This is a genomic window from Niveispirillum irakense DSM 11586, assembly GCF_000429645.1.
Lineage (GTDB): Bacteria > Pseudomonadota > Alphaproteobacteria > Azospirillales > Azospirillaceae > Niveispirillum > Niveispirillum irakense.
Genome location: NZ_KE386935.1, coordinates 252,579 through 275,595, shown reverse-complemented (window position 1 = coordinate 275,595; position 23,017 = coordinate 252,579). Strand labels below are relative to the sequence as shown.

Below are 23,017 nucleotides of genomic sequence, written 5' to 3'. Positions count from 1 at the left end.
AAGGGACCGGTGCTGGCCATGATGGGCCCGCCCCGGTCCTTTCCGTTTCAGCCTGCCATCAATGATGGCGGGCGGCCTGACGCACCTTGGCGGCCAGCCCCAGGAAGGCCGGATAGGGGTGGGTAACAACATAGGTGGGGATCGGCCCCAGGAAGGCGCGCATGCGGCCCTTTTCCACAAACCGCTTGCGGAAGCGGCTATGGCCGAACCAGCCCATGAAGCGCGGCACGATGCCACCGGCGATGAAGATGCCGCCGCGCGCGCCAATGGACAGGGCGAGGTTACCCGCAACCGATCCCAGCATGGCGCAGAACATGTCCAGCGCCTCCACACAGGTGGCATCGCGCCCGGCGACGGCCCGGTCGCTGATATCGGCGGCGGTCAGTTTCTCTGGCTCGATCCCTTCCAGGAAGGCCAGCGTGTCATACAGGTTGCACAGGCCGGGGCCGCAGACGACCCGCTCTGCCGATACATGCTCAAACTGTTTGCGCAACTGGGCCAGCACAGCGCTTTCCCGGTCGGTGATCGGCGCCATGGTGACATGGCCCCCTTCCGTCGCCAGCGCCGTCCAGTGGGCTTCCCCCGCCGGGACCAGGGCGGAGACACCCAGCCCGCTGCCGGGGCCGATTACACCGATGGGCGTGTTGGCCACGGGCTCCCCCTCGCCGACCTGGATATAGTCGGTCGGCGTCAGTTCCGGGATGCCCAGGGCCACGGCGGTAAAATCATTGATGACGTCCAGATGATCCAGGCCCAGATCCTGGCGAACCCCTTCGATCGAGAATTCCCAGGCCAGATTGGTCATCCGCACCTTGTCCCCCAGGATGGGCGACGCGATGGCAATGGCGCCCACCTTGGGCTGCACGGGCAGTTTCTGGCCCAGAAGGTAGAAGCGGGCGGCATCGGTCAGGGTCGGATAATCGGCACAGCGCAGCACCTGCTCGGCATAGGCCGGGCCTGTCTCCCCCACCAGGGCGAAGCGGGCATTGGTGCCGCCAATGTCGGCGATCAGGAAGGGGGCGTTGCCGTCGGTCATGATCTGCGTTCCGTGGGAAGGGGGCTGAAAATGGCTATCGGATAGGGTTAGAACGGCGCCGGGCCGGTGGAGGCACGCTCCACCAGCACATGATCCAGTTGGCGGTGGGGCACCGGATGGTCCCACTGGCCGGAATCCTTGCGCCGGATCAGTTCCAGCAGGATATCGGCGGCGGCTTCCGCCATGGCGATGACGGGCTGGCGCACCGTGGTCAGCGGCGGCCAGACCATGGAGGCGATGGGCGTGTCGTCGAACCCGACGATGGAAAGCTGCTGCGGCACAGGGATGCCCAATTCATGCGCCGCTGCCAGGGCACCGGCCGCCATCTCGTCGTTGGACGCCAGGATGGCGGTCGGCCGGTCCGGCCGGATCAGCAGCCGCCGGGCACAGGTCAGGCCGGTGGCATAGGAGAATTCACCATATTCGACCAGTTCCGGTGCGGGTGCCAGCCCATGTTCGGCCAAGGCCTCGCAGAAGCCGCCATAGCGCAGGCGCGTGGCGGCGTGGGCCTGCTTGCCCTTCAGGAAGCCGATGCGGCGATGCCCCAGCCGGATCAGATGGTCGGTCAGGTCGCGGGTGGCCTGCCATTCGTCGATCCGGATGATGGGAGAGGTGTCGATATTCTGGTCGGGCGCCACGCGGACATAGGGCACGCCCGCCCGTTGCAGCACATCCAGTATCAACGGATTGTCGGTGACCGGCGGGGTCAGCACCACGCCGGCCATCCGCACCTGATTGACCAGTGCCGCCGCCCGCTCCCCCACATCGGGGGCGTCATAGACGACTTCCTCGATCATCAGGTGATAGCCTGCATCGCGGCAGCGGTTCAGCATGCCAAGCTGGATATCGTGGGTGTATTGGCCGCCCGTGTCGCCATAGAAATGGCCGATCAGGAAAGACCGCTCCCCCGCCAGGCTGCGGGCCGACAGGCTGGGCTGATAGCCCAGTTCCGTCATGGCGCGCTGCACCTTGCTTTTCACCACATCGCGGACATTGGGCTCTTTATTCATCACCCGCGACACGGTCTTGATCGACACTTCCGCAAGCGCGGCGACATCACTGATGGTCGGTTTGCGCGGGTGGGGCGGCGCCATCTCTCTCTCCGGCCGGGGACAACCCCAGCTTTATCGTCGTTGCGACGCTTCCGGTCCAGTCCCGACCCCGGTCGGAGAGCCTGTCGGGGGCATAATTTATCCCCGAAGGACCCGGCCGGGGCCGCACTGGATCAGTCAGCGCCGGCCAGACGGGCGGCGGTACGACGACCCACGCCATTTTCCAGGGCGCCGCGGGCGCACAGGAGGGCGAAGGCGACAATCGTCACGTAGCACAGGACCGGGATGATCATGGACACGTGGAGGTTGGTAAGATCAGCCATCTTGCCCGTCACGACGGGGACAATGGCACCACCGACGATCGCCAGACAGAGCAGGCCGGAGGCGGCCGGGGTCTGGTCGTTCATGTCCTTCACCGACAAGGAGAAGATCGACGGGAACATGACGGAGTTGAACAGGCCGATCAGCAGGGCCGTATAGGCAGAGATCGGACCCGTGGTCACGGCTGACACGGCGGCCAGCACGCCCGACATCAAGGCGCAGAAGGCCAGGACGCGCGCAGGCTGCACCTTGCTCATCACCGCAGAGCCGATGAACCGGCCGACCATGGCCGCACCCCAGTAATAGGCCAGATAATGGGTCGCCGTCTTCTCATCCAGGCCCAGCGTGCTTTCCAGGCCCAGGTAGTTGATCATCAGGCTGCCGATCGCCACTTCAGCGCCGACATAGGTGAAGATGCAGAGCGCGCCGAAGGCCAGCCGCGGATTTTCCCGCAGGGAAGGCATGTGCCAATGGGCGCTTTCCCGGCGCTCCCGCCGTTCGTTACGCCGCAGTACCCAGAACAGGGCGGCGATGGCGAACATGACGCAGGCCAGCACCAGACACGGCGTTTCCAGCACCCGCAGGGAGCCGGCATCGCTGCCTGCGCCGGCTTCCGTCACCGCATCGAAGATGAAATAGCCGGCCAGCAGCGGTCCCACCGTCGTGGCGACAGAATTGAAGGCCTGCGCCAGGGTCAGGCGCTGGGGCGCTGTGGCTGCCGGACCAAGGCCGGAGGCCAGCGGGTTCATCACCACCTGGATCATGGTGATGCCGGTTGCGATGATGAAAAGCGCCGCCAGGAACACCCAGTAGGTCGCCACCTCAATCGCCGGGATGAACAGCAGAATGCCGACACCCACGGTGACGAAGCCCAGAACCGTGCCCCGCAGATAGCCCAGCTTGTCCAGCACGCGACTGGCAGGCAGGGAGATCATGAAATAGGCCAGGAAATAGCAGAACTGGGTCAGCATCGCCTCGGCATAGCTGAGACTGAAAGCCGCCCTGAACTTGGCCACCAGCGGGTCGACCAGAACGGTGACGAACCCGACCATGAAGAACAGCATGATGGTCAGGGGCAGCATACTGGCCGATACGGGAAACTGATCGGACCCACCCGTTGCGGGTGCCGGAGCGGACTGTGCCAAGGCGACCTCCCTATGAAAGCTTGTTATGCAGGCTTGGCTGGGCTGATCATGTGACAAAGCGTGACAACGCTGTCGACAAGTTTTTTTCAGCCAGGGCCATTTTTTGCAGATGCATATTGTAACAAGCTAAGCGTATAGCGCCTGATGTTTATGTAATTCCATAACTTTTTGTCTGGCAGAGGATAGAACCTTTCCAGGCGCTTTTCTGCGCCCCGCCCCCGCCGGCGCTCAGGTTTCTTCCGCCAGCAGGAAGCCGAAAGGGGGCAGGGTGGCGGCACCCAGGCTGGCGCCATTGCCTGTGAACAAGGCCTGCCACCGCGTCCCGTCCGGCAAGGTGAAAGCCGTTTCCGCTTCCACGAGATTGAAGAGGCAGAGCAAGCGGCGATTGCCATGGCTGCGTTCCAGCGCGACCAGCGAAGGCCCCAGGTCGCGAAAGGCAACATCCCCCCAGCGTAATGCCGGCTCCTGCTGCCGTATCGCCAGCAGGGCGCGGGTGACTGCCAGGGTGCTGTCTTCCGCCCCCTGCTGCTTATCCACGGCCAGGGCGAGATGGCGGGGGTCAACCGGCAGCCAGGGGCGACCCTGGGTGAAGCCGCCATGGGGGGCGTCCGACTGCCAGGGCATCGGCGTGCGCGCGCCGTCCCGGCCCAGCGTGTGGGGCCAGTTGGCGATGGCCTCGGGGTCGACCAGATCTTCAAACCCGATATGGGCCTGGGGCAGGCCCAGCTCCTCCCCGTAATAGAGAAACAGCGTGCCGGGCAGGCACAGCAGCAGGGCATTGAGCATCTTTGCCCGGGCCGGCGTCTCCGGCCCGTCGGCAAAGCGGGACAATGCCCGCGGGGCATCATGGTTGGAGAAGGTCCAGGAGGGCCAGGCCCCGCCGGCCGCCTGCATCCAGTCCTCGATCACCTGGGCGGGCAGGGCGGCATCCAGCTTATTCTGGTACAGGAAGGCAAAATTATAGGCGGAATGACAACGTTTACCGGGCTGGGTATAATCCGCCACCATGCTGAAAGGTGCCTCACCCAGCTCCGCTACGGTGAAGCGATCGGGATAGCTGTCCACCAGGTGGCGCAACTCCTCAATAAAGCTCAAGGTCTCGGGCTGGGAGATGTTGTGCAGCGGCCGCTGGAACTCCACTGGGCGACGGGGAGCAACCTTGTCTGTATTCACCGGATTGTCGGTCAGGGCCCGGTCATGGGTGTAGAAATTGGCTGCATCCAGGCGCAGCCCGTCAGCCCCCCGTTCCAGCCAGAAACGGGCCACCTGCTTGATCGCCTCCTGCACGGCAGGGTGATGCAGGTTCAGGTCCGGCTGGGATGACAGGAAATTATGCATGTAATATTGCCGCCGGCGGGCATCCCAGGTCCAGGCAGGGCCGCCGAAGATGGATTGCCAGTTGTTGGGCGGGCTGCCATCGGGCTTGGCATCGTGCCAGACATACCAGTCGGCATGCGGATTATCCCGGCTCTGCCGGCTCTGCTGGAACCATTCATGCTGGGCGGAGGTGTGGGAATAGACCTGATCAATGATCAGCTTCAGCCCCCGGGCGTGGGCCGCCTCTACCAGCCGATCCCAGTCCGCCATGGTCCCAAAAATCGGATCGATATCGCAATGATCAGATATATCGTAACCGAAATCATCCATAGGTGACTTGAAGAACGGCGATATCCAGACCGAGTCCACACCCAGCCCGGCAATGTAATCCAGCCGGGCGATCAAGCCCGGGAGATCACCGATACCGTCGCCATTGCTGTCGGCGAAGCTGCGCAGATAGACATGATAGATGGTGCCGCCGCGCCACCAGGGATGGTCGGGTCCGCTGGGACGGATGCCGGCTGCTTGGTCCTGCATGATGATCTGAAATCCGCTTTCTGTCGGGCGGTTGCCCCTCCCGGCGGTGGCTCCGTCCGGGTTCCTCCAAGGTCGAGGCCGATGATAGGAGGGGGCGCTTTCGGGCTCCACAGGGCGCATACGTATTCGACCAAACAGTGCATTGCAGCACATACGTATTCAAGACGCCGGCCCCGGCTTGATCTGGATTATGGCCGGAGCCAACAACATGAAAAGCTGGGAAGAAACGAATGAAACCCACCCGCATTGCCGCGCGTCTGCTGACCGCTCTCGCCGGCTCCGCTGCCCTGTTGTCCGCTGTGGCGGCTGGCGCCGCTTCGGCCCCCGGCGCGCCTGGTGCCCATGGCACCTGGTCTTTTGCCGGCAAGACGGGCATCGGCACCTCTTATGAGGCGTATGTGGATGGGCATTATGGCGATGGGGCCGCGACCGGCCCTGTGTCGCGGGTCTGGTTCTCCCTGGCCAAGGGCATCGTCACGGAAACGATGCATGGGCTGATCCATGAGGCGCAGTTGCGGGAAGTGCAGGTGGCGGTGAAAGGCGCGGATTTCCTGCATCTGGAAGCCGCCGACATGGACAGCCATATCGACTATCTGCACAAGGACGCGGAAGGCCGTCCGTTGTCGCTCGCCTATCGCATCGTCAACCGCGACCGCCAGGGCCGGTATGAGATCGAGAAGCATATCTTCACCGATCCCGACCGCGATGTGCTGTTCATCCGCCATATTTTCCGGGCGCTGACCGCCGATATCACCCCCATCCTGCTGGCTGACCCGCAGATGCGCGGCACGGGTGGCGGTGACCGGGTGGATACGGCTGGCGGCACGCTGAATGCGTGGGAAGGGGACACGGCGCTGGCCATCCGGTCGGCGTCCGGCTTTGCCCAGGCGGGCGTGGGTTTTGTCGGCGCGTCTGACGCGCTGACCCAGTTGCGTCGCGATGGCCGCTTCACTGCTTATGCCGACAGCGGCAAGACCCCCGGTAATGTGGCCCTGGCGGGGGAACTGGCACCCGTGAAGGCGGGGACCGAGCGGGTGCAGGATATCGTCATCGGCTTCGGTCCCAACCGGGCCGCGGCCAGTGCCGCCGCGGATGCTACGCTGCGCCGGGGCTATAGCGCGGTCCTTGCCGCTTATAACGGCCAGGGCGATGCCATCGGCTGGGAAGATTACCTTGCCACCCTGGCGCCCTTGTCGGATTTGCAGAAAATGGCGGGGGATGGCGGCCGGCTGGCCAATGTCAGCGCCCTGGTGCTGAAGGCGCAGGAGGACAAGACCCATGCCGGCGCGTTGATCGCCTCCCTCTCCTCCCCCTGGGGCGATACGGTGACGGCGGATGAATTGACCACCGGCTATAAGGCCGTCTGGCCGCGCGATTTTTACCAATGCGCCATGGCTTTGCTGGCGCTGGGCGACACGCAGACGCCGCTGGCTGCCTTCAATTATCTGAAAATGATCCAGGTCCGCCCTGACACACCGGGCAACAAGGGGGCGAGCGGCTGGTTCCTGCAAAAGACCCATGTTGACGGCACGCGCGAATGGGTGGCGGTGCAGTTGGACCAGACCGCCATGCCCGTGATGCTGGGCTGGAAATTGTGGCAGGCCGGCATCCTGGATGATGCGGCGCTGAAGGCGGCCTGGAGCGGGATGTTGAAGCCGGCGGCGGATTTCCTGGTCACAGGTGGCAAGCCCGGCATTGACTGGAATACGGAAGATACCGTCACCCCGCCGGCCACCCAGCAGGAACGGTGGGAGGAACAGGGCGGCTATTCCCCCTCCAGCACGGCGGCAGTGGTGGCGGGCCTGATCGCGGCGGCGGAAATCGCGCAGCAGATAGGGGACGCGGACGCCGCCGCCCGTTATCGCCAGACGGCGGACCGGGTGAATGCGTCCATCGAGAAGACCATGTTCACCACCACCGGCCCCTATACGGAGCGCGGCGGCAATGGCCGCTATTTCCTGCGCATCACCCAGAACGACAATCCCGATGACAAGGGCCCGCTGACGGCGCGCAATGGCAAGGAAGCCCTGACCGAGGATATTTATCTGGATGCGGGCTTCCTGGAACTGGTGCGCTATGGCGTGCGCCGGGCGGATGCCCCGTCCATTCTGGACAGTCTGCCGGAACTGGATGATACCGGCCTGCCGGACAATGTGCGGGTGAAGTATCTCTTCACCTTTGAAGGGCAGCCGGGCACCTATCCGGGCTGGCGTCGCTATGGCAATGACGGCTATGGCGAGGATGTGCGCAACGGCGCCAATTACGGGGTGGGGGAACTGGAAGGCGGCATGGGAGCCGGCCAGCGTGGCCGGGTCTGGCCGATCTTCACCGGGGAGCGTGGCCATTACGCGCTTGCCGCCGCGGCCCTGAAGCCGGGCGGCGCCCAGCCGGCGGATATCGACGCCATCCGGGGCACCTATGTGCGCGGGATGGAACTGTTCGCCAATGAAGGGCTGATGATCCCGGAACAGGTCTGGGACGGGGTGGGGGCCGCCACGGCGCATAACTACAAACCGGGTGAAGGCACCAATTCCGCCACGCCCCTGGCCTGGAGCCATGCGGAATATGTGAAGCTGCTTCGGTCCCTGCATGACCGCCGGGTCTGGGATCTCTATGGCCCGGTGGCGGCGCGCTACGCTGGCGGGAAGTAATATCGGTTCAGGTGCGGCAGGGGGGCAGCCTACCGCACCTGATACTGGCTGGGCGGGACGCCGAAGGTGCGGTGGAACATGGCGGTGAAGGCGCTGGGGCTGTCATAGCCCACATCATAGGCCACCATCGTCACGGGCCGGCCGGAGGAGAGCAGCGACAAGGCTTCCATCAACCGCACCTGCTGGCGCCAGACCGCGACACCCATGCCGGTTTCCTGCTTGAACAGGCGGGTGAAGGTGCGCCGGCTCATCCCTGCCAGCTTGGCCAGATCATCCAGATCGCGCCCGTCGGCGGGGTCCGCGATGATGGCGCGGCAGACCCGCACCAGCCTTTCATCCATCGGCATCCGGGCCTGATAGGGGGCGTTGGGCATCCGCTCGATCTCGTCCAGCAGCAGGCGGACAATCCGCCCCTCCCGCCCGTCCAGATCATAATCGGCGCCGAATTTCACCACTTCCAGGATCAGGGCGCGCAGGAACTCCGACACCTCGATCACCCGGCACTGGCCGGGATATTTGTCGATCGCGGGGTCGATATAGAGCGTACGCAGTGATACCGGCCCGCGGCAGGAAACCTCGTGCGCTGTTCCGGCCGGCAGCCAGAGCGCCCGCTGCGGCGGCAGCACAAAGGAGGTGCCTTCTGTCACCACCGACATGACGCCGGACGAGGCGTAGAGCAATTGCGTGCGCTGGTGGCTGTGGGTGGGATCGACAAAGCCGGGCGGATATTCATCCTGCAGGGCCACGACGGGGCGCTGTTCCAGGGGATAATCGGTGCTGCGCTTCATCGCCTGTCGGTCCCTTGTCAAACGTTGGCCCGGTTAAAGTGATTGAAGGCCCGTGCGCGGGACCGGGTCAAGCGCCCTGGCTGGCTTCGGCCCATTTGCGTCAGAGAATGACCCGTCGCGGCAAGCCCGCCCGCCCGGCAGCCAAGTAGGCTTTGCCCTGCACATAAATATAAGCTGCGAGCGCCACCGGTGACCATTGACGTAACCCCTGCCGCCGACCTTGATCCCGATATCCAGCGGTTTCACCTCGCGATCAATAGTGGCTATGCCAGCCACCCGCGTGGCCCTGACCATGGGGTGGAGGATAGCCGTCGCATCGCGGAGATTGTCCGTGCCCCCTGGACCAAGGGCGGCCCCGTGATGGCCCGGACAGAGGAAATGCGCGTGGGTGATCTGGATGTGCGCATCCGCATCCATCGTCCCAGCCTGGAACCGGGCCTGCCCATCCTGGTCTATATCCATGGCGGCGGCTGGGTGCTGTTCAGCCTGGATACCCATGACCGGTTGATGCGTGAATATGCCGGTCGGGCCAATGTTGCCGTGGTGGGGGTAGATTATACCCGCTCCCCGGAAGCGAAATTCCCCCGCGCCCTGGACGAGACCGTCGATGTCATCACCTGGCTGCGCGCCCATGCTGCCGATCTGGGGCTGGATGGCAGCCGCATCGCCGTGGCCGGTGACAGTGTGGGCGGCAACATGTCGGTTGCCACCAATCTGCGCCTGCGTCAGCGCGGCCTGCCGGTGACGCAGGCCATGCTGCTGAATTATGGGGCTTTTGACCATCGCGTCACCCCCAGCCATGAACGTTATGGCGATCCCGGCTATATGCTGAACAGCGCGGAGATGGTGGAATTCTGGGCCGCATATCTGTCGGAGCCGGCAGAATATGAAAACCCGCTGGCGGTGCCCCTGCGGGCCGACCTGACCGGCATGCCGCCCGCCTTCCTGGCCATTGCTGAATGTGACATCCTGCTGGATGAAAACCGCCAGATGGCGGCCCGCCTGCGGGATGCCGGCGTGCCGGTGGTGGAGCGGGTCTATGCCGGTGCCAGCCACAGCTTCCTGGAAGCGGTATCCATTTCTTCCCTGGCCGATCAGGCCTTCACGGAATCGGCGGCCTGGCTGTCGCAGCAATTGCGGGGAAATTAAGCCATGTCCGACCTGTTCCGTCCGCGCGAAGATGCGCAGATTGCCGACCTGATCCGCCAATATCCCCTGGCCTGGGTGACGGCGCGCGGCGCGACCCCGGCCGCCGCGTCCCCTTTGCCGCTGCTGGCGGATGTGGATGGGCAAGGCCGGGTGGTGACGCTTTTGGGCCATATGGCCAGGACCAATCCCCTGGTTGCCGCGCTGGAAGCCGATCCCCGCGCCCTGATCCTGTTCCAGGGTCCACAATCCTATATCTCCCCCAACTGGGCAGGAGAGCGGACCTGGGGCCCCACCTGGAACTATGCCGTCATCACGATCGAGGCGGAGATCCAACTGCGGCCTGATCTGAACGATCATGCCCTGGAACGGCTGGTGAATGCGGTTGAACAAAACCATCACCAGCCCTGGAAGGTGGCGGAGATGGGGCCGCGTTACGAGAAGCTGGTGCAATATATTGTGGCATTCGAGGCAAAGGTGACCCGCCTCGATGCCCGGTTCAAGCTGGGCCAGGATGAAAGGCCGGAGATTTTCGCCAACATCCTGGACGCGCTGGGCCCTGATGATGAGCTGGCAGGCTGGATGCGGCGCAATCGCGATATCTGAGCCGCTCTCCATCCTGTGCCCGTGCCCCCCTGTGTCCCATGTATGGTGTCAGACAGGCCTTCGCTGGTCTGTCTGACTATCTGACCCGGACGGCACCGGCCCCCCCCATGGCGGCGCCACCGCCTCCCCCAGGGCGATCGTGGAAGAAGCTCCAGCGTCCTTTATTCTCCGGCTCATCATCCGGCGTGCCGGGATCGCCGGTACTATCGTCGGAATCGTAATCTTTGATTTTTTTGCCCTCGTAGCGGTGGGAGCCGTTACAGATGCGGCACAGCGCCCGTAACTGGCTTTCGTCCAGATAATCCTCGCGGATTTCGTCGCGCGTGGCCCCGCGTTTTTCAAGTTTGGCCGCCCGGACTTTCCAAGGTGGATGGTGATCGGGCTCTGTTGCCACCTGCGTCTTGTGATGCCGGTTCTTTTTACTGATGTATGAATATTTGGTCATGTGGAACGCGCCGCCATTGTCTTCATAAGCCAGCGGCCGGCGACAGACGGGACATGTCCAGACATTGCGATAACGACGTTTATTGAGGTTGCTGCGTTTCTGATGGGCGGTGCCCCGGATCACCCGTTCTTTTAACGCGCTGTTCATGGTCGCCGGTCGGGTTTTACGGCGTTTGAGCGACGGGTCGGGATGATCTTCGTCCGATGAATCTTCATCGTCCGCATCACTGTCATCCTCATCCGTATCGGGCCGGCCGAAAAGTGACTTCCGCTTCTTCGGTGCTTTTTTGGGCGGGTCTTTCCTTTTCCGCGCAGGCTGGGCGACACCCGTTGTCGCCGCCATGCAGGTTGCGTGAAAGCGTATGGGTGGTGGCGGCGGAGCCAATGCCATGGGGGCGGTCGCGGTCGCTCGGACGGCGGGTTTGCATTGTACCGGGACGGGGGCGCCAGGGGCGCGCCCGCCGGGCCAGTGGACCGGCGGCGGGGCCAATCCCGGCCTCTGGCCCTGGCCTGGGGATGCGTGTTTGGCCTGGGCGGGTGAACCGCTTTTGCCCGGCCAAGATACTGGTGGGGGCGCATGGCGGGGGGAAAAGGCGTTTTGCTTTCCCGACATTGATAGTCTCTCCCCGATCCCGATGGCGGCAAATCAGGCGTGTATCATAAAAGGTTTTCCCGTCATGCGTAGAGGGGCTGTGATCTGCCCGCCGGAACGGGGGCTATGCGCCGGAAACCGGCGATTGACGGGAATATTTCCATTAAATAGAATGCGCAACCATAATATGGGATAATGATGTGCTCGGTTCCCTGATGGGGCGACAGATCCTGATCCTTTAAGAACGAAGCGCCCTTCAGGAAGGAAATCCCGAATGCCCAATCCCTTGCTTGGCCTGTTCCTCCATTGGCTGGGGGGGCTGGCCTCGGCCAGCTTCTACGTGCCCTATAAGGGTATCCGGCGCTGGTCGTGGGAAATTTTCTGGCTGGCCGGCGGCATCTTCTCCTGGGCCATTGCGCCCTGGATCGGCGCCGGGCTGCAGACCAATGATCTGCTGGCCGTGCTGGCGGCAACCCCGTCTGACACCTTGTTCTGGTGCTGGTTCTGGGGTCTGCTTTGGGGTACGGGCGGGCTGACCTTCGGGCTGACCATGCGCTATCTGGGCCTGTCGCTGGGCATGGCGGTGGCGCTGGGCCTGACCACCGTGGTCGGCACGCTGGGGCCGCCCATCTTCAACGGCACGCTGATTGATCTGGCCATGACGGTCAGCGGCGGCACCACCCTGGCCGGGATCGCGGTGGCGGTGGTCGGCATCGTGCTGGTCGCCCGGGCCGGCAGCGCCAAGGAAGCGGAGATGATCGGCGGCGGTGCTGATACCAGCATCGCGGAATTCGACCTGAAAAAGGGGCTGATGGTCGCGCTGTTCTGCGGCGTGATGTCCAGTTGCTTCGCCTTCGGTCTGGCGGCGGGCCAGCCCATTCGCGACCTGACCCTGGCCGCTGGCACCAGCCCGCTCTGGCAGGGGCTGCCGGTCCTGTGCGTCGTGCTGCTGGGTGGCCTGACGACAAACCTGATCTGGTGCGGCTATCTCATCATCCGCAATGGCAGCGCCGGTGAATTCATCGGTCGTCCCGGTCCCGCCGCCAAGGGGGAGCGCCCGCCGCTGCTGTATAATTATCTGCTGGCGGCGCTGGGTGGGACGCTCTGGTACTTCCAGTTCTTCTTCTACACGATGGGCGAAAGCCAGATGGGGGCCTATGGCTTCTCCTCCTGGACGCTGCACATGGCCTCCATCATCCTGTTCTCCACCCTGTGGGGCTTCGCGCTGAAGGAATGGGCGGGCGCCAGCGCGGGCACACGGCGCCGTGTCTGGGCCGGTATCGCCACCCTGGTCGGCTCCACCATCATCATCGGCCTGGGCAATGCCCTGGCCGGTAATGTGGCCGCCCACTGATCCTGGCCGGATGTAAGGGGTGTTGGGGGGCTTGCATATTTTTGCCCTCCAACCCCTTGAAACCCTGTCCCAAAGCACGCAAACCAGAAGGAGGTGGCAGTCCCTGCCGCCAGTCCCGACCTGTCCGCCTTATCGGAGACGGCGATGCGCCACGCCCCCTTCCAGGCCTTCAAGCGCCTTTTCCTGCCCGCCGCCTTGCTGGCGTCCCTTGCCGCGCCCTTTGCCCTGGCCGTGCCGGCGGCGGCTGAAATCGCGGTCAGTCCAGCGGTGGGGCAGCCCTTGCAGGCCGCCCGGACAGCATTGGAGAAAAAGCAATATGCCAATGCGTTGAAAGAGGTGGAGCGTGCGTCCGCCGCGCCGAAGGTGACGGCGCAGGAAAAATGGGCCATCGAGCAGATGCGCGCCGCGATCTACAAGGCGCAGGGCCGTTTCGATCTGGCGGCAAATGCGTTCGAGGCGGCGGCCAAGCTGGTGCCGCTGAGTGACGCGGACCAAGGGGGCGTGCTGGAAACCCTGTCCCAACTCTGGTATCGGGCCGGGGATTATGAGAAATCCATTCAGTTTGGCGAAAAGGCGATTGCCGCCGGCCGGCGCAGCGATGCCTTTCGCCAGATGGTGGCGGAAGCCTATTACCGCGCCAAAAAGCCGGTGGAAGCGGCGCGGATCGCCCAGGCGCTGGTGACCGAACAGCGCAAGGCCGGCAAGACCCCATCGCCCGATCTGCTGCAATTCCTGGCGGCATCGGAATTCGCCTCCGGTGACAGTGCCGGCTATATCCGCACCCTGCGCCAGCAATTGCTGACCGATCCCAGCCGCGCCAACTGGCAGCGCCTGTTCGATACGATGGAACGGACCCAGAAGGTGCCCGACCGGCTGGACCTGGATTGGGCGCGCCTGAAGCTGGCGGCTGACGCCTATGAGAACCCTGATTCCTACACGGAAATGGCCCAGCTTGCCCTGGTCAGCGACCTGCCGGGAGAGGCCCTGTCCATCCTGGAAAAGGGCTGGGCTGGCGGTATCCTGGGCACCGGGCCGAAAGCCCCCCGCCAGGAACGGATGCGCGCCTATGCCCAGGAACAGCGCGCCGCACAACTTGCCGCTTTGGATGAGCGTGAACGCCAGGCCATTGCCGACAAGGACGCGGAAAGCCTGGCCAAGATCGGCATGGCGCGGGTGACGCAGGGGCAGGCCGATAAGGGCATCGCTCTGATGCAGCAGGCCTTACGGGGGAAATTGCGTCAGCCCAACCCCGTGCGGCTGCGCCTTGCCATGGCGCAATATGGGGCCAGACAGGCCAAGCCGGCACAGCAGACCCTGGCAACCCTGCCCGCCGACAGCGACGAGGCACGGCTGGGCGGTCTCTGGTCATTGCTTTATGCTGGGAAGAAGTGACGCCCCCGCATATTCGCCGGCTGCACGACGCTTTGCCGGTACGATGATCTGGTCAAGGGCGGGGGCGGGACAATGCGGCTTGTTAAAGCCCCGCCACTTTCCGTAACGTTTCATTGATCCGGCTTTGCCAGCCGGGACCGGTGGCACGGAAATGTTCAACGACGTCAGGGTCTAGGCGCAAGTTAAGCGCGACCTTTGGAGATGCCGATTTAGGCCGGCCGGTACGCTTCATCGTGGCGGCAGCGGGACGGGTGACGGTGCCGGCAGTAGCGACCTCCGCCTGTTCAAAAAATTCATCGGTCAGTTCGGGAGCGTCGTCGGAGTCAACCCAGGGCCGCCCGGAACCGCTGCTGTTCGCGTTCATTGGCCTTCCTCATGCTGATAATGCGCCGTCCGTCCTCGGTCGGTGTCCACACAATCACGACCATTCGATCCGCCAGCATGCCGGCTGAGATGAACCTCTCCTCACGGTAATCGAACCGGTCATCCTTCATGGTGAAGGTCAGGCCGGCAAAGACTTGCGCAGCATCGGCAAAGTCCAAGCCCCGTTCGGCCAGGGTGCGATCACGCTTGGTGGGATCGAAGGTTATGTTCACACGTATTTTTGTATCTACAATAACGGTCCCGGTCAATGTGTTTTTGTAGATACAAAAACAATGGGTGGCGGCATGCACGAGAACCCGTCACCATACCCCTCCCCCCGCATCCCGCTTTTAAAAATGATGTGCCCGACGAATTGATCCCTGTCAAAGCAGCCCGTCCGGTTCCCATGCGATAAGGCATTGATTGGTCGGTTTGCCGCTTCCTGCGGCGGGCCCGTGCCGATTGTCGGGGTGATTTTATCCATGGATGCGACGATCTGGCCGTTGGCGACGGCGATGTTCACCACCGGTCTGCTGGGGGGGATGTCGCATTGTGCCGGCATGTGCGGCCCTTTCGTGCTGGCCCAGGTCAGCGCGCGGGGGGCCGTGGCCCCCAACGTGCCAGATGGCGGGGCACTGGCCATGGGCGGGCCGCCCGTGATGCTGGCCCGCCTGCGTGGGGCCATGCTGCTGCCCTATCATCTGGGCCGGATCACCACCTATGCCTTTCTCGGCGGGATGGCGGCGGCAACCGGCGGCACCGCCGTGCGGGCCACGGGTTTCCACTGGCTGCTGATTCTGGCTTTGGGGCTGGCAACATTGCTGTTCCTGCGCCAGGGCCTGATGGGTCTGGGGGAATTTTGGCCGCTGCTGCGCCGGTTGACCGGCGGGGGCGGTGAGGGCCGCGCCGGCGGTGTGGGCGCCAGACTGGGGGCGGCATTGGCGGCCCCCTTGCGCCCGCTTTTCGCGCAACCGACCGGGATCAATGGTCTGGCGCTGGGCATGGCGCTGGGTTTCCTGCCATGCGGGCTGCTTTATGCGGCCCTGGCTTCGGCCATGGGAATCGGCGATCCGGTGGCAGGAATCGCCATGATGGCCGGCTTCGGGGCGGGCACCCTGCCGGCCCTCTGGCTGATTGGCATTATCGGCCAGACCGCATCGCAGCAATGGCGGCGTCTGGCCCGCCTGCTGATGCCACCGCTGATGTTTTTCAACGCTTTCATGGTTGCCCGGATGGCCGCCCATCTGTGGGGCGGCTGAGGAAACGGGGGAATGTGCGTTGATACATGTCAATGCGCGTTACCCCATCCAGGTGCATGAAGGCAGCATTGCGGACAATGTCCTGTCCGCACCCGAATCAATCACTTGTCGACACCGGGGGTCGTCATGGCTGTAGCAAGCGCCATCGGGGCGCAGGGGATGGTCGCCGCAAGGCCCGTGACCACGGAAACCTATTACGAGGATGTGGTCCGCGCCTTTATCGTCGCTGCCATGTTCTGGGGCATTGCGGCATTCGCCGTTGGTGTACTCATCGCATTCCAATTGGCTTTTCCCGCCCTGAATATGGGGCTGGAATGGACCACGTTCGGCCGTCTGCGGCCGTTGCACACATCGGCCGCCATCTTCGCGTTCGGGGGCAGCGCGCTGATCGGCTCTTCGCTTTATGTTGTGCAGCGCACCTGCCGGGCCCCGCTGTTCGGCGGCCGTTATCTCGGCTGGTTCGTGTTCCTGGGCTACCAGCTGTTCATCGTGATGGCCGCGACCGGCTATCTGCTGGGCATCACCCAGGGCAAGGAATATGCTGAGCCGGAATGGTATGTCGATCTGTGGCTGACCATCGTCTGGGTGGCCTATCTGATCGCCTTTGCCGGTACGCTGTTCAAGCGCCGGGAGCCGCATATCTATGTGGCCAACTGGTTCTATCTGGCCTTCATCATCACGATTGCCATGCTGCATATCGTGAATAATGTGACCATTCCGGTCAGCTTCACCGGCACCAAGAGCTATATTGCCTGGGCCGGCGTGCAGGACGCGATGATCCAGTGGTGGTATGGCCACAATGCGGTGGGCTTCTTCCTGACCGCCGGCTTCCTGGGCATGATGTACTACTTCATCCCCAAGGCTGCTGAACGTCCGGTCTACAGCTACCGCCTGTCCATCGTTCACTTCTGGGCGCTGATCTTCCTCTATATCTGGGCGGGCCCGCACCATCTGCACTATACGGCCCTGCCGGACTGGACGCAGACGCTGGGCATGGTGATGTCGGTCGTGCTGTGGATGCCGAGCTGGGGCGGCATGATCAACGGCATCATGACCCTGTCGGGTGCCTGGGATAAGCTGCGCACCGATCCGGGTCTGCGCTTCTCCGTCACCGCCGTCGGCTTCTATGGCATGAGCACCTTTGAAGGGCCGGTCATGTCGGTCAAGGCGGTCAACGGCCTGTCGCACTATACCGACTGGACCATCGGCCATGTGCATTCCGGTGCGCTGGGCTGGGTCGCCTTCATCTGCTTCGGCATGATGTATTACATCGTCCCGGTGCTGTGGCGGAAAAAGGGTCTGTATTCCAAGGCTCTGGTCGAATGGCACTTCTGGACCGCGACGCTGGGCATCGTCCTTTACATCACCGCCATGTGGGTCAGCGGCATCATGCAGGGTCTGATGTGGCGCGCCTATGACGAGTACGGCTTCCTGCAATACTCGTTCGTGGAAACGGTCGCAGCCATGCACCCCTACTATGTCATCCGTGGCACGGGCGGCCTGCTGTTCCTGACCGGTGCGCTGTTCATGGCCTACAACCTGTTCCGCACCATCCGCAGCGCAGAAAGCATCGAGCCGCAAGCGGCCGTTGCTTCCGTGGCCGCCGAATAAGGAGGGGGCCTATCATGAAGTTCTCTCACGCCATTATCGAAAAGAACGTCCTGCTGCTGGCGGTGCTGTCGCTGATCACCGTGTCGATCGGTGGTCTGGTGCAGATCGTGCCGCTGTTCACGATCGAAACCACGATCGAGCGGGTGGAGGGGATGCGCCCCTACACCCCGCTGGAGCTGGCCGGTCGCAACATCTATATCCGCGAAGGCTGCTATAACTGCCATAGCCAGCAGATCCGCACCTTCAAGGATGAGGTGGAGCGGTACGGTCATTACTCCCTGGCGGCGGAAAGCATGTATGACCATCCGTTCCAGTGGGGTTCCAAGCGCACCGGTCCGGACCTGGCGCGGGTGGGTGGCAAATATTCCAACGACTGGCATGTGGCCCACCTGAACCATCCGCAGGCGCTGGTGCCGGAATCGATCATGCCGGCCTATGCCTTCCTGAACCGGCCGCTGTCCTTCGACGACATGGCTGACCATCTGAAGGCCCTGCGCATCGCCGGCGTGCCTTACACGGACGAAATGGTGGCCGAGGCCGTGCGTGATGTGCGTCTCCAGGCCGGCGCCCTGCCGGACGAGGATACCGAGGCGCTGCTGGCCCGCTATCCCAAGGCCCATGTCGGTGATTTCGACGGCAAACCGGCCGAAGTGACGGAGATGGATGCCCTGGTGGCCTATCTCCAGATGCTGGGCACGCTGGTTGACTTCACGCGCATCAGTCCTGACGACCTGAAGCAGTAAGGGGGATGTCATGGAACAACTCCTCCCCCTTCTGAAACAGCTTTGGCTGGTCTGGTTCATGCTGCTTTTCGTCGGTATCTGCGTCTGGGCCTTCCGGCCCGGCGCACGGTCCCGGTTTGAACAGCAGAGCCGCATTCCCCTGGATGATGCGCCGGGGCCCTTGCCCCGCCAGCCCCGCCGTTAAAGGTGATCCATCATGCCGACCAAGATCGAAAAGGACGCCGCCACGGGCACGGATACGACCGGCCATGAGTGGGACGGCATCAAGGAACTGAACACACCGCTGCCGAAATGGTGGCTCTACACCTTCTATGCCTGCATTGTCTGGGGCGTGATCTACACGGTCCTGCTTCCCTCCTGGCCGACGCTGAGCAGCCATTTCGGTGGCACCAGCGGCTGGACCCGGCGCGGCGAATTGGCAGAAACGCTGGCGGCGCAGAAGGCCGGCCAGGCCGACACGCGGGCCAAGATCGTGGAAATGTCCATCGCGGATATCCGCAAGGACCCGGCCCTGATGGGCTATGTCCAGGCGGCGGGCCGCGTGGCCTTTGCCGATAACTGCGCTGGTTGCCATGGCGCCGGTGGTGCGGGGGCCGTGGGCTTCCCCACCCTGGCCGATGATGACTGGATCTGGGGTGGCGAGCCGGAGCAGATCCTGCAGACCATCACCTATGGTATCCGCAATAATAACGAAAACAGCCGCATCTCGGACATGCCGCGCTTCGGCGCTGACGGGATGCTGACCAAGGAACAGATCGCCGACGTGGCCGATTATGTCCTGTCCCTGTCCGGCACCCAGGCTGATGCCGCTGTGCTGGAACGCGGTGGCGTGATCTATGCCGAGAATTGCGCCGCCTGCCATGGTGAAAAGGGCGAGGGGATGCACGAGATGGGCGCACCCCGCCTGTCGGATGCGATCTGGCTCTATGGCGGCGACCGCAAGACGGTGATCGAGACCATCACCTATGCCCGTCGCGGCAACATGCCGGCCTGGATCGAACGTCTGGACCCGGCCACGGTCAAGGTGCTGGCGACCTACGTTCATGCCCTCGGCGGCGGTCAGTAAGCAGCGTTCTCTTCTGAAAGCGCAGTACAAAGGGCGGTCCCACCGGGCCGCCCTTTTTGTTGATATGTATAATTTGAGGATTTTCTGGACGGTTTATATTACCGCGCGATCCGGTTCTGGGCGTCCGTCTGATGGTTCTGCACCAGATGGCCTTGCGAGGTGGGGCGGTATAGCGCTCCTTCGCCGCGGATCGCTTCACAATCTGGCTGGCACGATCATGCTCAAAAGTGGCGGCCTGGTTATCTCCCGTGCAGGTTGGGTTGATATGGCCTATTCCATTTTTTTCAATAAAAAGGAAAAAAATCTTTCAATCAAGAGGGCTGTGGAGCTAATTACTCCCCCTAAATAGGATAAGTATGAACTTCGTTGGGGTTCCATTTCTGGCGAAAAGGACAATAAAAAAATTATAAACCCAGAAGAGATAGATATGAAAAACAGAAAATTAAGAAAAATACGAATATTTTTGATGGTTTCTTTTTTACTTATTGTCTCCTAGGAGTTTTTTTGAGTGGGCTAATTGATAATTATTAATCCTACCGTATACATAAAAAATCAAAGAAAAATTGCTTCTCAGGAAATTCCTGTTTGTCTCCCTCTGAAAAATGCCAATTATGCCATTTTCTTGACCACAACAATCAGAGGTCTCCACTTTTAATAAAGAGCCAATCCCATGGATAACTTTCTATAGGGAGGGGCCCGTCGCTCTGGGCGGCAATCTACTCCGTTAGAAGCTCATCCCTGATTCTCAAACAACCTCTTAGTATTTGTTTTTTTCAGGAGAGAAAATAAGAAATAAAATTATAAAAACCGCGCATGATGTAACAGAAAAAAGCGCCATAGCTATAATTATTGCGAGTGAAGAAATTGAATCCCAAAAAATGGAAACCAAAAGTAAAATAATTACATCTATTGCAACGCAAAATACGATATAGATATTTATATCTGCATAAATTATTCTTCTTGCTATCAAGTGCAGTGTGAATGTACCTGAAATGGTTGATATAAAAACCAAAAAAATCCATAACACCATAATACTATACCCTTCCATGGCCGGAGCCATTCCAAACACCGTTGCCCAAATTCTCGGTAGGGCCAGTGAACCGCACCAAAGAGATAGAAGAGTAGAAACTGGCTTTTCTGCCATTATGTGACGGTTTTCCACTATTTTAACTCCATAACGAGATATAGTAATAGCCTAAATTCGTGTCACCGAAAGCGGCTGCCGCCTCAAGATCTTCCGCCGCGTCGCCACCAGATACGACAAAAACGTCAGAAAGCTCATAGCCACTCTCGCAATTGCAACCATCGTGGCATGCTGGACCTGTTTAAGTCTGGACCTTATCAGAAATTTTCTTTTTCTTGATCTAGCGCAAAGCGCCAATTCATCCGCGCGCCTATTCTCAAGACATTGAGACCGGACGATGATCGGTTCGGGCTTGTCTCTCTTATCTTCCGGGGCTTGGCCCCGCGTAGGAATGCCCGCAGGGGAGGGCGTGTTCCCCTGGACCCTCTCTGTCCTGAAAACTAAAAGGCCCGCCGGCGCATGGTCCGACGGGCTTTTTCTTTGGCTGCTATCAGTGCCCGGCAGGCTGGGTGGCGGCACCCGGCTTGTCATGGATGGCCAGCTTGTCCACGATGGTGGCGCTGGCCTCGTTCATGCCGATCACATCCACCATGGTGCCGGTCTGGCGGAATTTCAGGATCACCCGGTCCAAGGCGGCCACACTGGAAATATCCCAGATATGGGCCTGGGTGACGTCAATCGTCACGCGCGGCAAGCCTTCCTTCACGTCGAAGGCGGCCACGAAATCCTCTGCCGAGGCGAAGAAGATTTGCCCTTCCACCCGGTACGTGCGGTGGGTTCCATCCGCCGACAGGTCGCTGGTGACGCGGAAAATTTTCGCCACCTTGCGGGCAAAGAAGATGCCGGACAGCAGCACCCCGATCAGTACGCCGATGGCCAGATTATGGGTGAAGACCACGCCGGCCACCGTTGCCACCATCACCAGGCTGGACGACCGGGGATGGGTGACCAGATTTTTCAGGGAGCGCCAGTTGAAGGTGCCGACCGACACCATGATCATGATGGCGACCAAGGCCGGCATCGGGATGCGTGCCACCAGATCGCCCAGGCCGACCACCAGGATCAACAGGAAGATACCGGCGCAGAAGGTGGAAAGCCGCCCCCGCCCGCCGGATTTCACATTGATCACCGACTGGCCGATCATGGCGCAGCCCGCCATGCCGCCGATGAAGCCGGTTGCGATATTGGCGATGCCCTGGCCCACACATTCGCGGTGCTTGTCGCTGCCCGTGTCTGTCATCTCATCAACGATGGAAGCGGTCATCAGGCTTTCCAGCAGACCGACCGCCGCGACGCCGGCGGAATAGGGCAGCACGATCATGAAGGTTTCCCAGGTCAGCGGCACATCGGGGAACAGCAGCATGGGCAGCGCATCGGGCAGGGCGCCCATGTCGCCCACGGTCCGCACCTCCCACCCCAGGGAAAGGGTCAGCGCCGTCAGTACGATGATGCAGACCAGCGGCGAGGGGATTGCCTTCGTCAGGCGTGGGAACAGATAGATGATGCCGAGCCCGCCCGCGACCATGGCATAGGTCAGCCAGCCGACATTGGTCAGTTCCGGTAATTGCGCCATGAAGATCAGGATCGCCAGGGCATTGACGAAGCCGGTCATGACCGACCGGGAGACAAAGCGCATGACCGAGGCCAGTTTCAAAAACCCGGCGCCGATCTGCAGGATGCCGGCCAGCACAGTGGCGGCCAGCAGATATTGCAGCCCATGTTCCTTCACCAGCGTGCCCATCAGCACAGCCGTGGCCGCCGTCGCGGCGGAGATCATGCCCGGTCGGCCACCGGTAATAGCGATGATGACGGCGATGGAAAAGGAAGCGTAGAGCCCGACCTTGGGATCGACACCGGCGATGATGGAAAAGGCGATGGCTTCCGGGATCAGCGCCAGCGCCACAACCAGGCCGGACAGCACATCGCCCCGGATATTGCCGAACCATTCCGCCTTCAAGCGGGCAGGGGAAAAGGAGGACAAGGAAAACTCCAAACGCGGGGGAATTGAAAAGCAGCCCGGCCCTTGGGGCGTGGGTTAATCACGCGAAGGCTCGGCAGGCGTCGATGCGGGGGATCGGTATTATGCAGCCCGTGTAAACGGGCCAAGGATCAACCACGCGCCATCGCCAGCCACCGGACAGGCCGGGGCAGGGGTCAAGGATGGCGTTTTGCGTGGGATCGTTACATTGGTGCCCGCACAGGCTTGAAGGGCCAGCGCGTGGGACCGCGCCAGTATCGGGTTTCTTCTAACCTGGGTTTTTGCAGTGCGGCAAATGCAGGATTGTTGGGGGCGCGATGCGTCAGTGGTTCACCCCGTCACAACCCGGCATTCGGCGGCGGGAGGTGACGGGGCGGTAAACCGCTTAAAATACGAACAGGTAAAGCAGAATGATGACGGGGATCGGAATACCGATGGCCCAGAGAAGAATACCGCGCATAATGTCCTCCTTGTCTTGTGTCCGTTGGGAAACGAGACTGAGGGCATGTGGTTCCTTCACAATGTTGGCAGC

The 23,017-nt window shown here is 62.1% G+C and carries 20 protein-coding genes; 10 read left to right on the top strand and 10 right to left on the bottom strand.

Going from position 1 to position 23,017, the window contains the following annotated elements:
* Positions 1-58: 58 nt before the first annotated feature.
* The 4 genes from G473_RS0123245 to G473_RS0123230 all read right to left on the bottom strand — a co-directional run bounded on the left by G473_RS0123245 (position 59) and on the right by G473_RS0123230 (position 5,408).
* Positions 59-1,036 carry a glucokinase gene (locus G473_RS0123245; protein WP_029015077.1) on the bottom strand — a complete coding sequence of 326 codons (978 nt, stop codon included), beginning with the start codon at positions 1,034-1,036 and terminating at the stop codon, positions 59-61.
* A 47-nt stretch (positions 1,037-1,083) separates the two neighbouring features.
* A complete protein-coding gene (locus G473_RS0123240; protein WP_029015076.1) occupies positions 1,084-2,130 on the bottom strand; it encodes a LacI family DNA-binding transcriptional regulator in 1,047 nt (348 codons plus the stop codon).
* Positions 2,131-2,261: 131 nt separating this feature from the next.
* Positions 2,262-3,554 (bottom strand): sugar MFS transporter, encoded by a 1,293-nt coding sequence (locus G473_RS28540; RefSeq protein WP_210163389.1) that lies wholly within the window; start codon positions 3,552-3,554, stop codon positions 2,262-2,264.
* Between the two features lie 228 nt (positions 3,555-3,782).
* Positions 3,783-5,408 carry an alpha-amylase family glycosyl hydrolase gene (locus G473_RS0123230; RefSeq protein WP_051330637.1) on the bottom strand — a complete coding sequence of 542 codons (1,626 nt, stop codon included), beginning with the start codon at positions 5,406-5,408 and terminating at the stop codon, positions 3,783-3,785.
* Positions 5,409-5,638: 230 nt separating this feature from the next.
* On the opposite strand from G473_RS0123230, the gene G473_RS0123225 reads away from it, so the two are divergent.
* On the top strand, positions 5,639-8,059 hold the full coding sequence (locus G473_RS0123225) for a glucan 1,4-alpha-glucosidase (protein WP_051330636.1): 2,421 nt from the start codon (positions 5,639-5,641) through the stop codon (positions 8,057-8,059).
* A gap of 29 nt (positions 8,060-8,088) precedes the next feature.
* Here G473_RS0123225 and G473_RS0123220 read toward each other — a convergent pair whose 3' ends face one another.
* The gene (locus tag G473_RS0123220) at positions 8,089-8,847 is read right to left on the bottom strand and encodes an AraC family transcriptional regulator (RefSeq protein WP_029015073.1); all 759 of its coding nucleotides are present in this window, start codon (positions 8,845-8,847) and stop codon (positions 8,089-8,091) included.
* Between the two features lie 189 nt (positions 8,848-9,036).
* Here G473_RS0123220 and G473_RS0123215 point away from each other — a divergent pair, with 189 nt between their 5' ends.
* Both G473_RS0123215 and G473_RS0123210 read left to right on the top strand, forming a co-directional pair.
* The gene (locus G473_RS0123215; RefSeq protein WP_210163388.1) at positions 9,037-9,996 is read left to right on the top strand and encodes an alpha/beta hydrolase; all 960 of its coding nucleotides are present in this window, start codon (positions 9,037-9,039) and stop codon (positions 9,994-9,996) included.
* 3 nt (positions 9,997-9,999) lie between these two features.
* Positions 10,000-10,599 (top strand): FMN-binding negative transcriptional regulator, encoded by a 600-nt coding sequence (locus G473_RS0123210; protein ID WP_035709047.1) that lies wholly within the window; start codon positions 10,000-10,002, stop codon positions 10,597-10,599.
* Positions 10,600-10,675: 76 nt separating this feature from the next.
* Here G473_RS0123210 and G473_RS0123205 read toward each other — a convergent pair whose 3' ends face one another.
* Entirely contained in the window at positions 10,676-11,386 is a 711-nt protein-coding gene (locus tag G473_RS0123205) for a hypothetical protein (protein ID WP_029015070.1), read from the bottom strand.
* Between the two features lie 523 nt (positions 11,387-11,909).
* Here G473_RS0123205 and rhaT point away from each other — a divergent pair.
* Together rhaT and G473_RS0123195 are read left to right on the top strand one after the other, a co-directional pair.
* Positions 11,910-12,989, top strand: a complete 1,080-nt coding sequence (gene rhaT, locus G473_RS0123200; RefSeq protein WP_029015069.1) for an L-rhamnose/proton symporter RhaT — start codon at positions 11,910-11,912, stop codon at positions 12,987-12,989.
* 93 nt (positions 12,990-13,082) lie between these two features.
* Positions 13,083-14,381, top strand: coding sequence for a tetratricopeptide repeat protein (locus G473_RS0123195; protein WP_154667546.1), 1,299 nt, complete (start codon positions 13,083-13,085; stop codon positions 14,379-14,381).
* 82 nt (positions 14,382-14,463) lie between these two features.
* Here G473_RS0123195 and G473_RS30070 read toward each other — a convergent pair whose 3' ends face one another.
* Together G473_RS30070 and G473_RS0123190 are read right to left on the bottom strand one after the other, a co-directional pair.
* A complete protein-coding gene (locus G473_RS30070; protein WP_084438577.1) occupies positions 14,464-14,745 on the bottom strand; it encodes a BrnA antitoxin family protein in 282 nt (93 codons plus the stop codon).
* The gene (locus tag G473_RS0123190; protein ID WP_245580297.1) at positions 14,705-15,055 is read right to left on the bottom strand and encodes a BrnT family toxin; all 351 of its coding nucleotides are present in this window, start codon (positions 15,053-15,055) and stop codon (positions 14,705-14,707) included. Before G473_RS0123190 ends, G473_RS30070 begins: the two co-directional genes overlap by 41 nt.
* Before the next feature lie 171 nt (positions 15,056-15,226).
* On the opposite strand from G473_RS0123190, the gene G473_RS28535 reads away from it, so the two are divergent.
* The 5 genes from G473_RS28535 to ccoP all read left to right on the top strand — a co-directional run bounded on the left by G473_RS28535 (position 15,227) and on the right by ccoP (position 19,423).
* Positions 15,227-16,003 (top strand): sulfite exporter TauE/SafE family protein, encoded by a 777-nt coding sequence (locus G473_RS28535; protein WP_154667545.1) that lies wholly within the window; start codon positions 15,227-15,229, stop codon positions 16,001-16,003.
* A gap of 159 nt (positions 16,004-16,162) precedes the next feature.
* A complete protein-coding gene (gene ccoN, locus G473_RS0123180; RefSeq protein WP_029015066.1) occupies positions 16,163-17,614 on the top strand; it encodes a cytochrome-c oxidase, cbb3-type subunit I in 1,452 nt (483 codons plus the stop codon).
* Positions 17,615-17,628: 14 nt separating this feature from the next.
* On the top strand, positions 17,629-18,357 hold the full coding sequence (gene ccoO, locus G473_RS0123175) for a cytochrome-c oxidase, cbb3-type subunit II (RefSeq protein ID WP_029015065.1): 729 nt from the start codon (positions 17,629-17,631) through the stop codon (positions 18,355-18,357).
* A 10-nt stretch (positions 18,358-18,367) separates the two neighbouring features.
* Positions 18,368-18,541 carry a cbb3-type cytochrome oxidase subunit 3 gene (locus tag G473_RS0123170; protein WP_029015064.1) on the top strand — a complete coding sequence of 58 codons (174 nt, stop codon included), beginning with the start codon at positions 18,368-18,370 and terminating at the stop codon, positions 18,539-18,541.
* A gap of 12 nt (positions 18,542-18,553) precedes the next feature.
* Positions 18,554-19,423 (top strand): cytochrome-c oxidase, cbb3-type subunit III, encoded by an 870-nt coding sequence (gene ccoP, locus G473_RS0123165; protein WP_029015063.1) that lies wholly within the window; start codon positions 18,554-18,556, stop codon positions 19,421-19,423.
* A gap of 757 nt (positions 19,424-20,180) precedes the next feature.
* On the opposite strand, the gene G473_RS30545 is transcribed toward ccoP, so the two are convergent.
* Positions 20,181-20,585 carry a hypothetical protein gene (locus G473_RS30545; protein WP_154667544.1) on the bottom strand — a complete coding sequence of 135 codons (405 nt, stop codon included), beginning with the start codon at positions 20,583-20,585 and terminating at the stop codon, positions 20,181-20,183.
* 412 nt (positions 20,586-20,997) lie between these two features.
* On the bottom strand, positions 20,998-22,488 hold the full coding sequence (locus tag G473_RS0123155) for a SulP family inorganic anion transporter (protein WP_029015061.1): 1,491 nt from the start codon (positions 22,486-22,488) through the stop codon (positions 20,998-21,000).
* Positions 22,489-23,017 lie beyond the last annotated feature (529 nt).

Bases quoted from the DNA above. Each gene is read 5' to 3' on its own strand.
- G473_RS0123240 (WP_029015076.1), bottom strand. From the start codon at position 2,130: ATGGCGCCGCCCCACCCGCGCAAACCGACCATCAGTGATGTCGCCGCG.
- G473_RS0123170 (WP_029015064.1), top strand. From the start codon at position 18,368: ATGGAACAACTCCTCCCCCTTCTGAAACAGCTTTGGCTGGTCTGGTTC.
- G473_RS0123230 (WP_051330637.1), bottom strand. From the start codon at position 5,408: ATGCAGGACCAAGCAGCCGGCATCCGTCCCAGCGGACCCGACCATCCC.
- G473_RS30070 (WP_084438577.1), bottom strand. From the start codon at position 14,745: ATGAACGCGAACAGCAGCGGTTCCGGGCGGCCCTGGGTTGACTCCGAC.
- G473_RS0123225 (WP_051330636.1), top strand. From the start codon at position 5,639: ATGAAACCCACCCGCATTGCCGCGCGTCTGCTGACCGCTCTCGCCGGC.
- rhaT (WP_029015069.1), top strand. From the start codon at position 11,910: ATGCCCAATCCCTTGCTTGGCCTGTTCCTCCATTGGCTGGGGGGGCTG.
- G473_RS0123245 (WP_029015077.1), bottom strand. From the start codon at position 1,036: ATGACCGACGGCAACGCCCCCTTCCTGATCGCCGACATTGGCGGCACC.
- G473_RS0123210 (WP_035709047.1), top strand. From the start codon at position 10,000: ATGTCCGACCTGTTCCGTCCGCGCGAAGATGCGCAGATTGCCGACCTG.
- ccoO (WP_029015065.1), top strand. From the start codon at position 17,629: ATGAAGTTCTCTCACGCCATTATCGAAAAGAACGTCCTGCTGCTGGCG.
- G473_RS0123220 (WP_029015073.1), bottom strand. From the start codon at position 8,847: ATGAAGCGCAGCACCGATTATCCCCTGGAACAGCGCCCCGTCGTGGCC.
- ccoN (WP_029015066.1), top strand. From the start codon at position 16,163: ATGGTCGCCGCAAGGCCCGTGACCACGGAAACCTATTACGAGGATGTG.
- G473_RS0123205 (WP_029015070.1), bottom strand. From the start codon at position 11,386: ATGGCGGCGACAACGGGTGTCGCCCAGCCTGCGCGGAAAAGGAAAGAC.
- ccoP (WP_029015063.1), top strand. From the start codon at position 18,554: ATGCCGACCAAGATCGAAAAGGACGCCGCCACGGGCACGGATACGACC.
- G473_RS28535 (WP_154667545.1), top strand. From the start codon at position 15,227: ATGGATGCGACGATCTGGCCGTTGGCGACGGCGATGTTCACCACCGGT.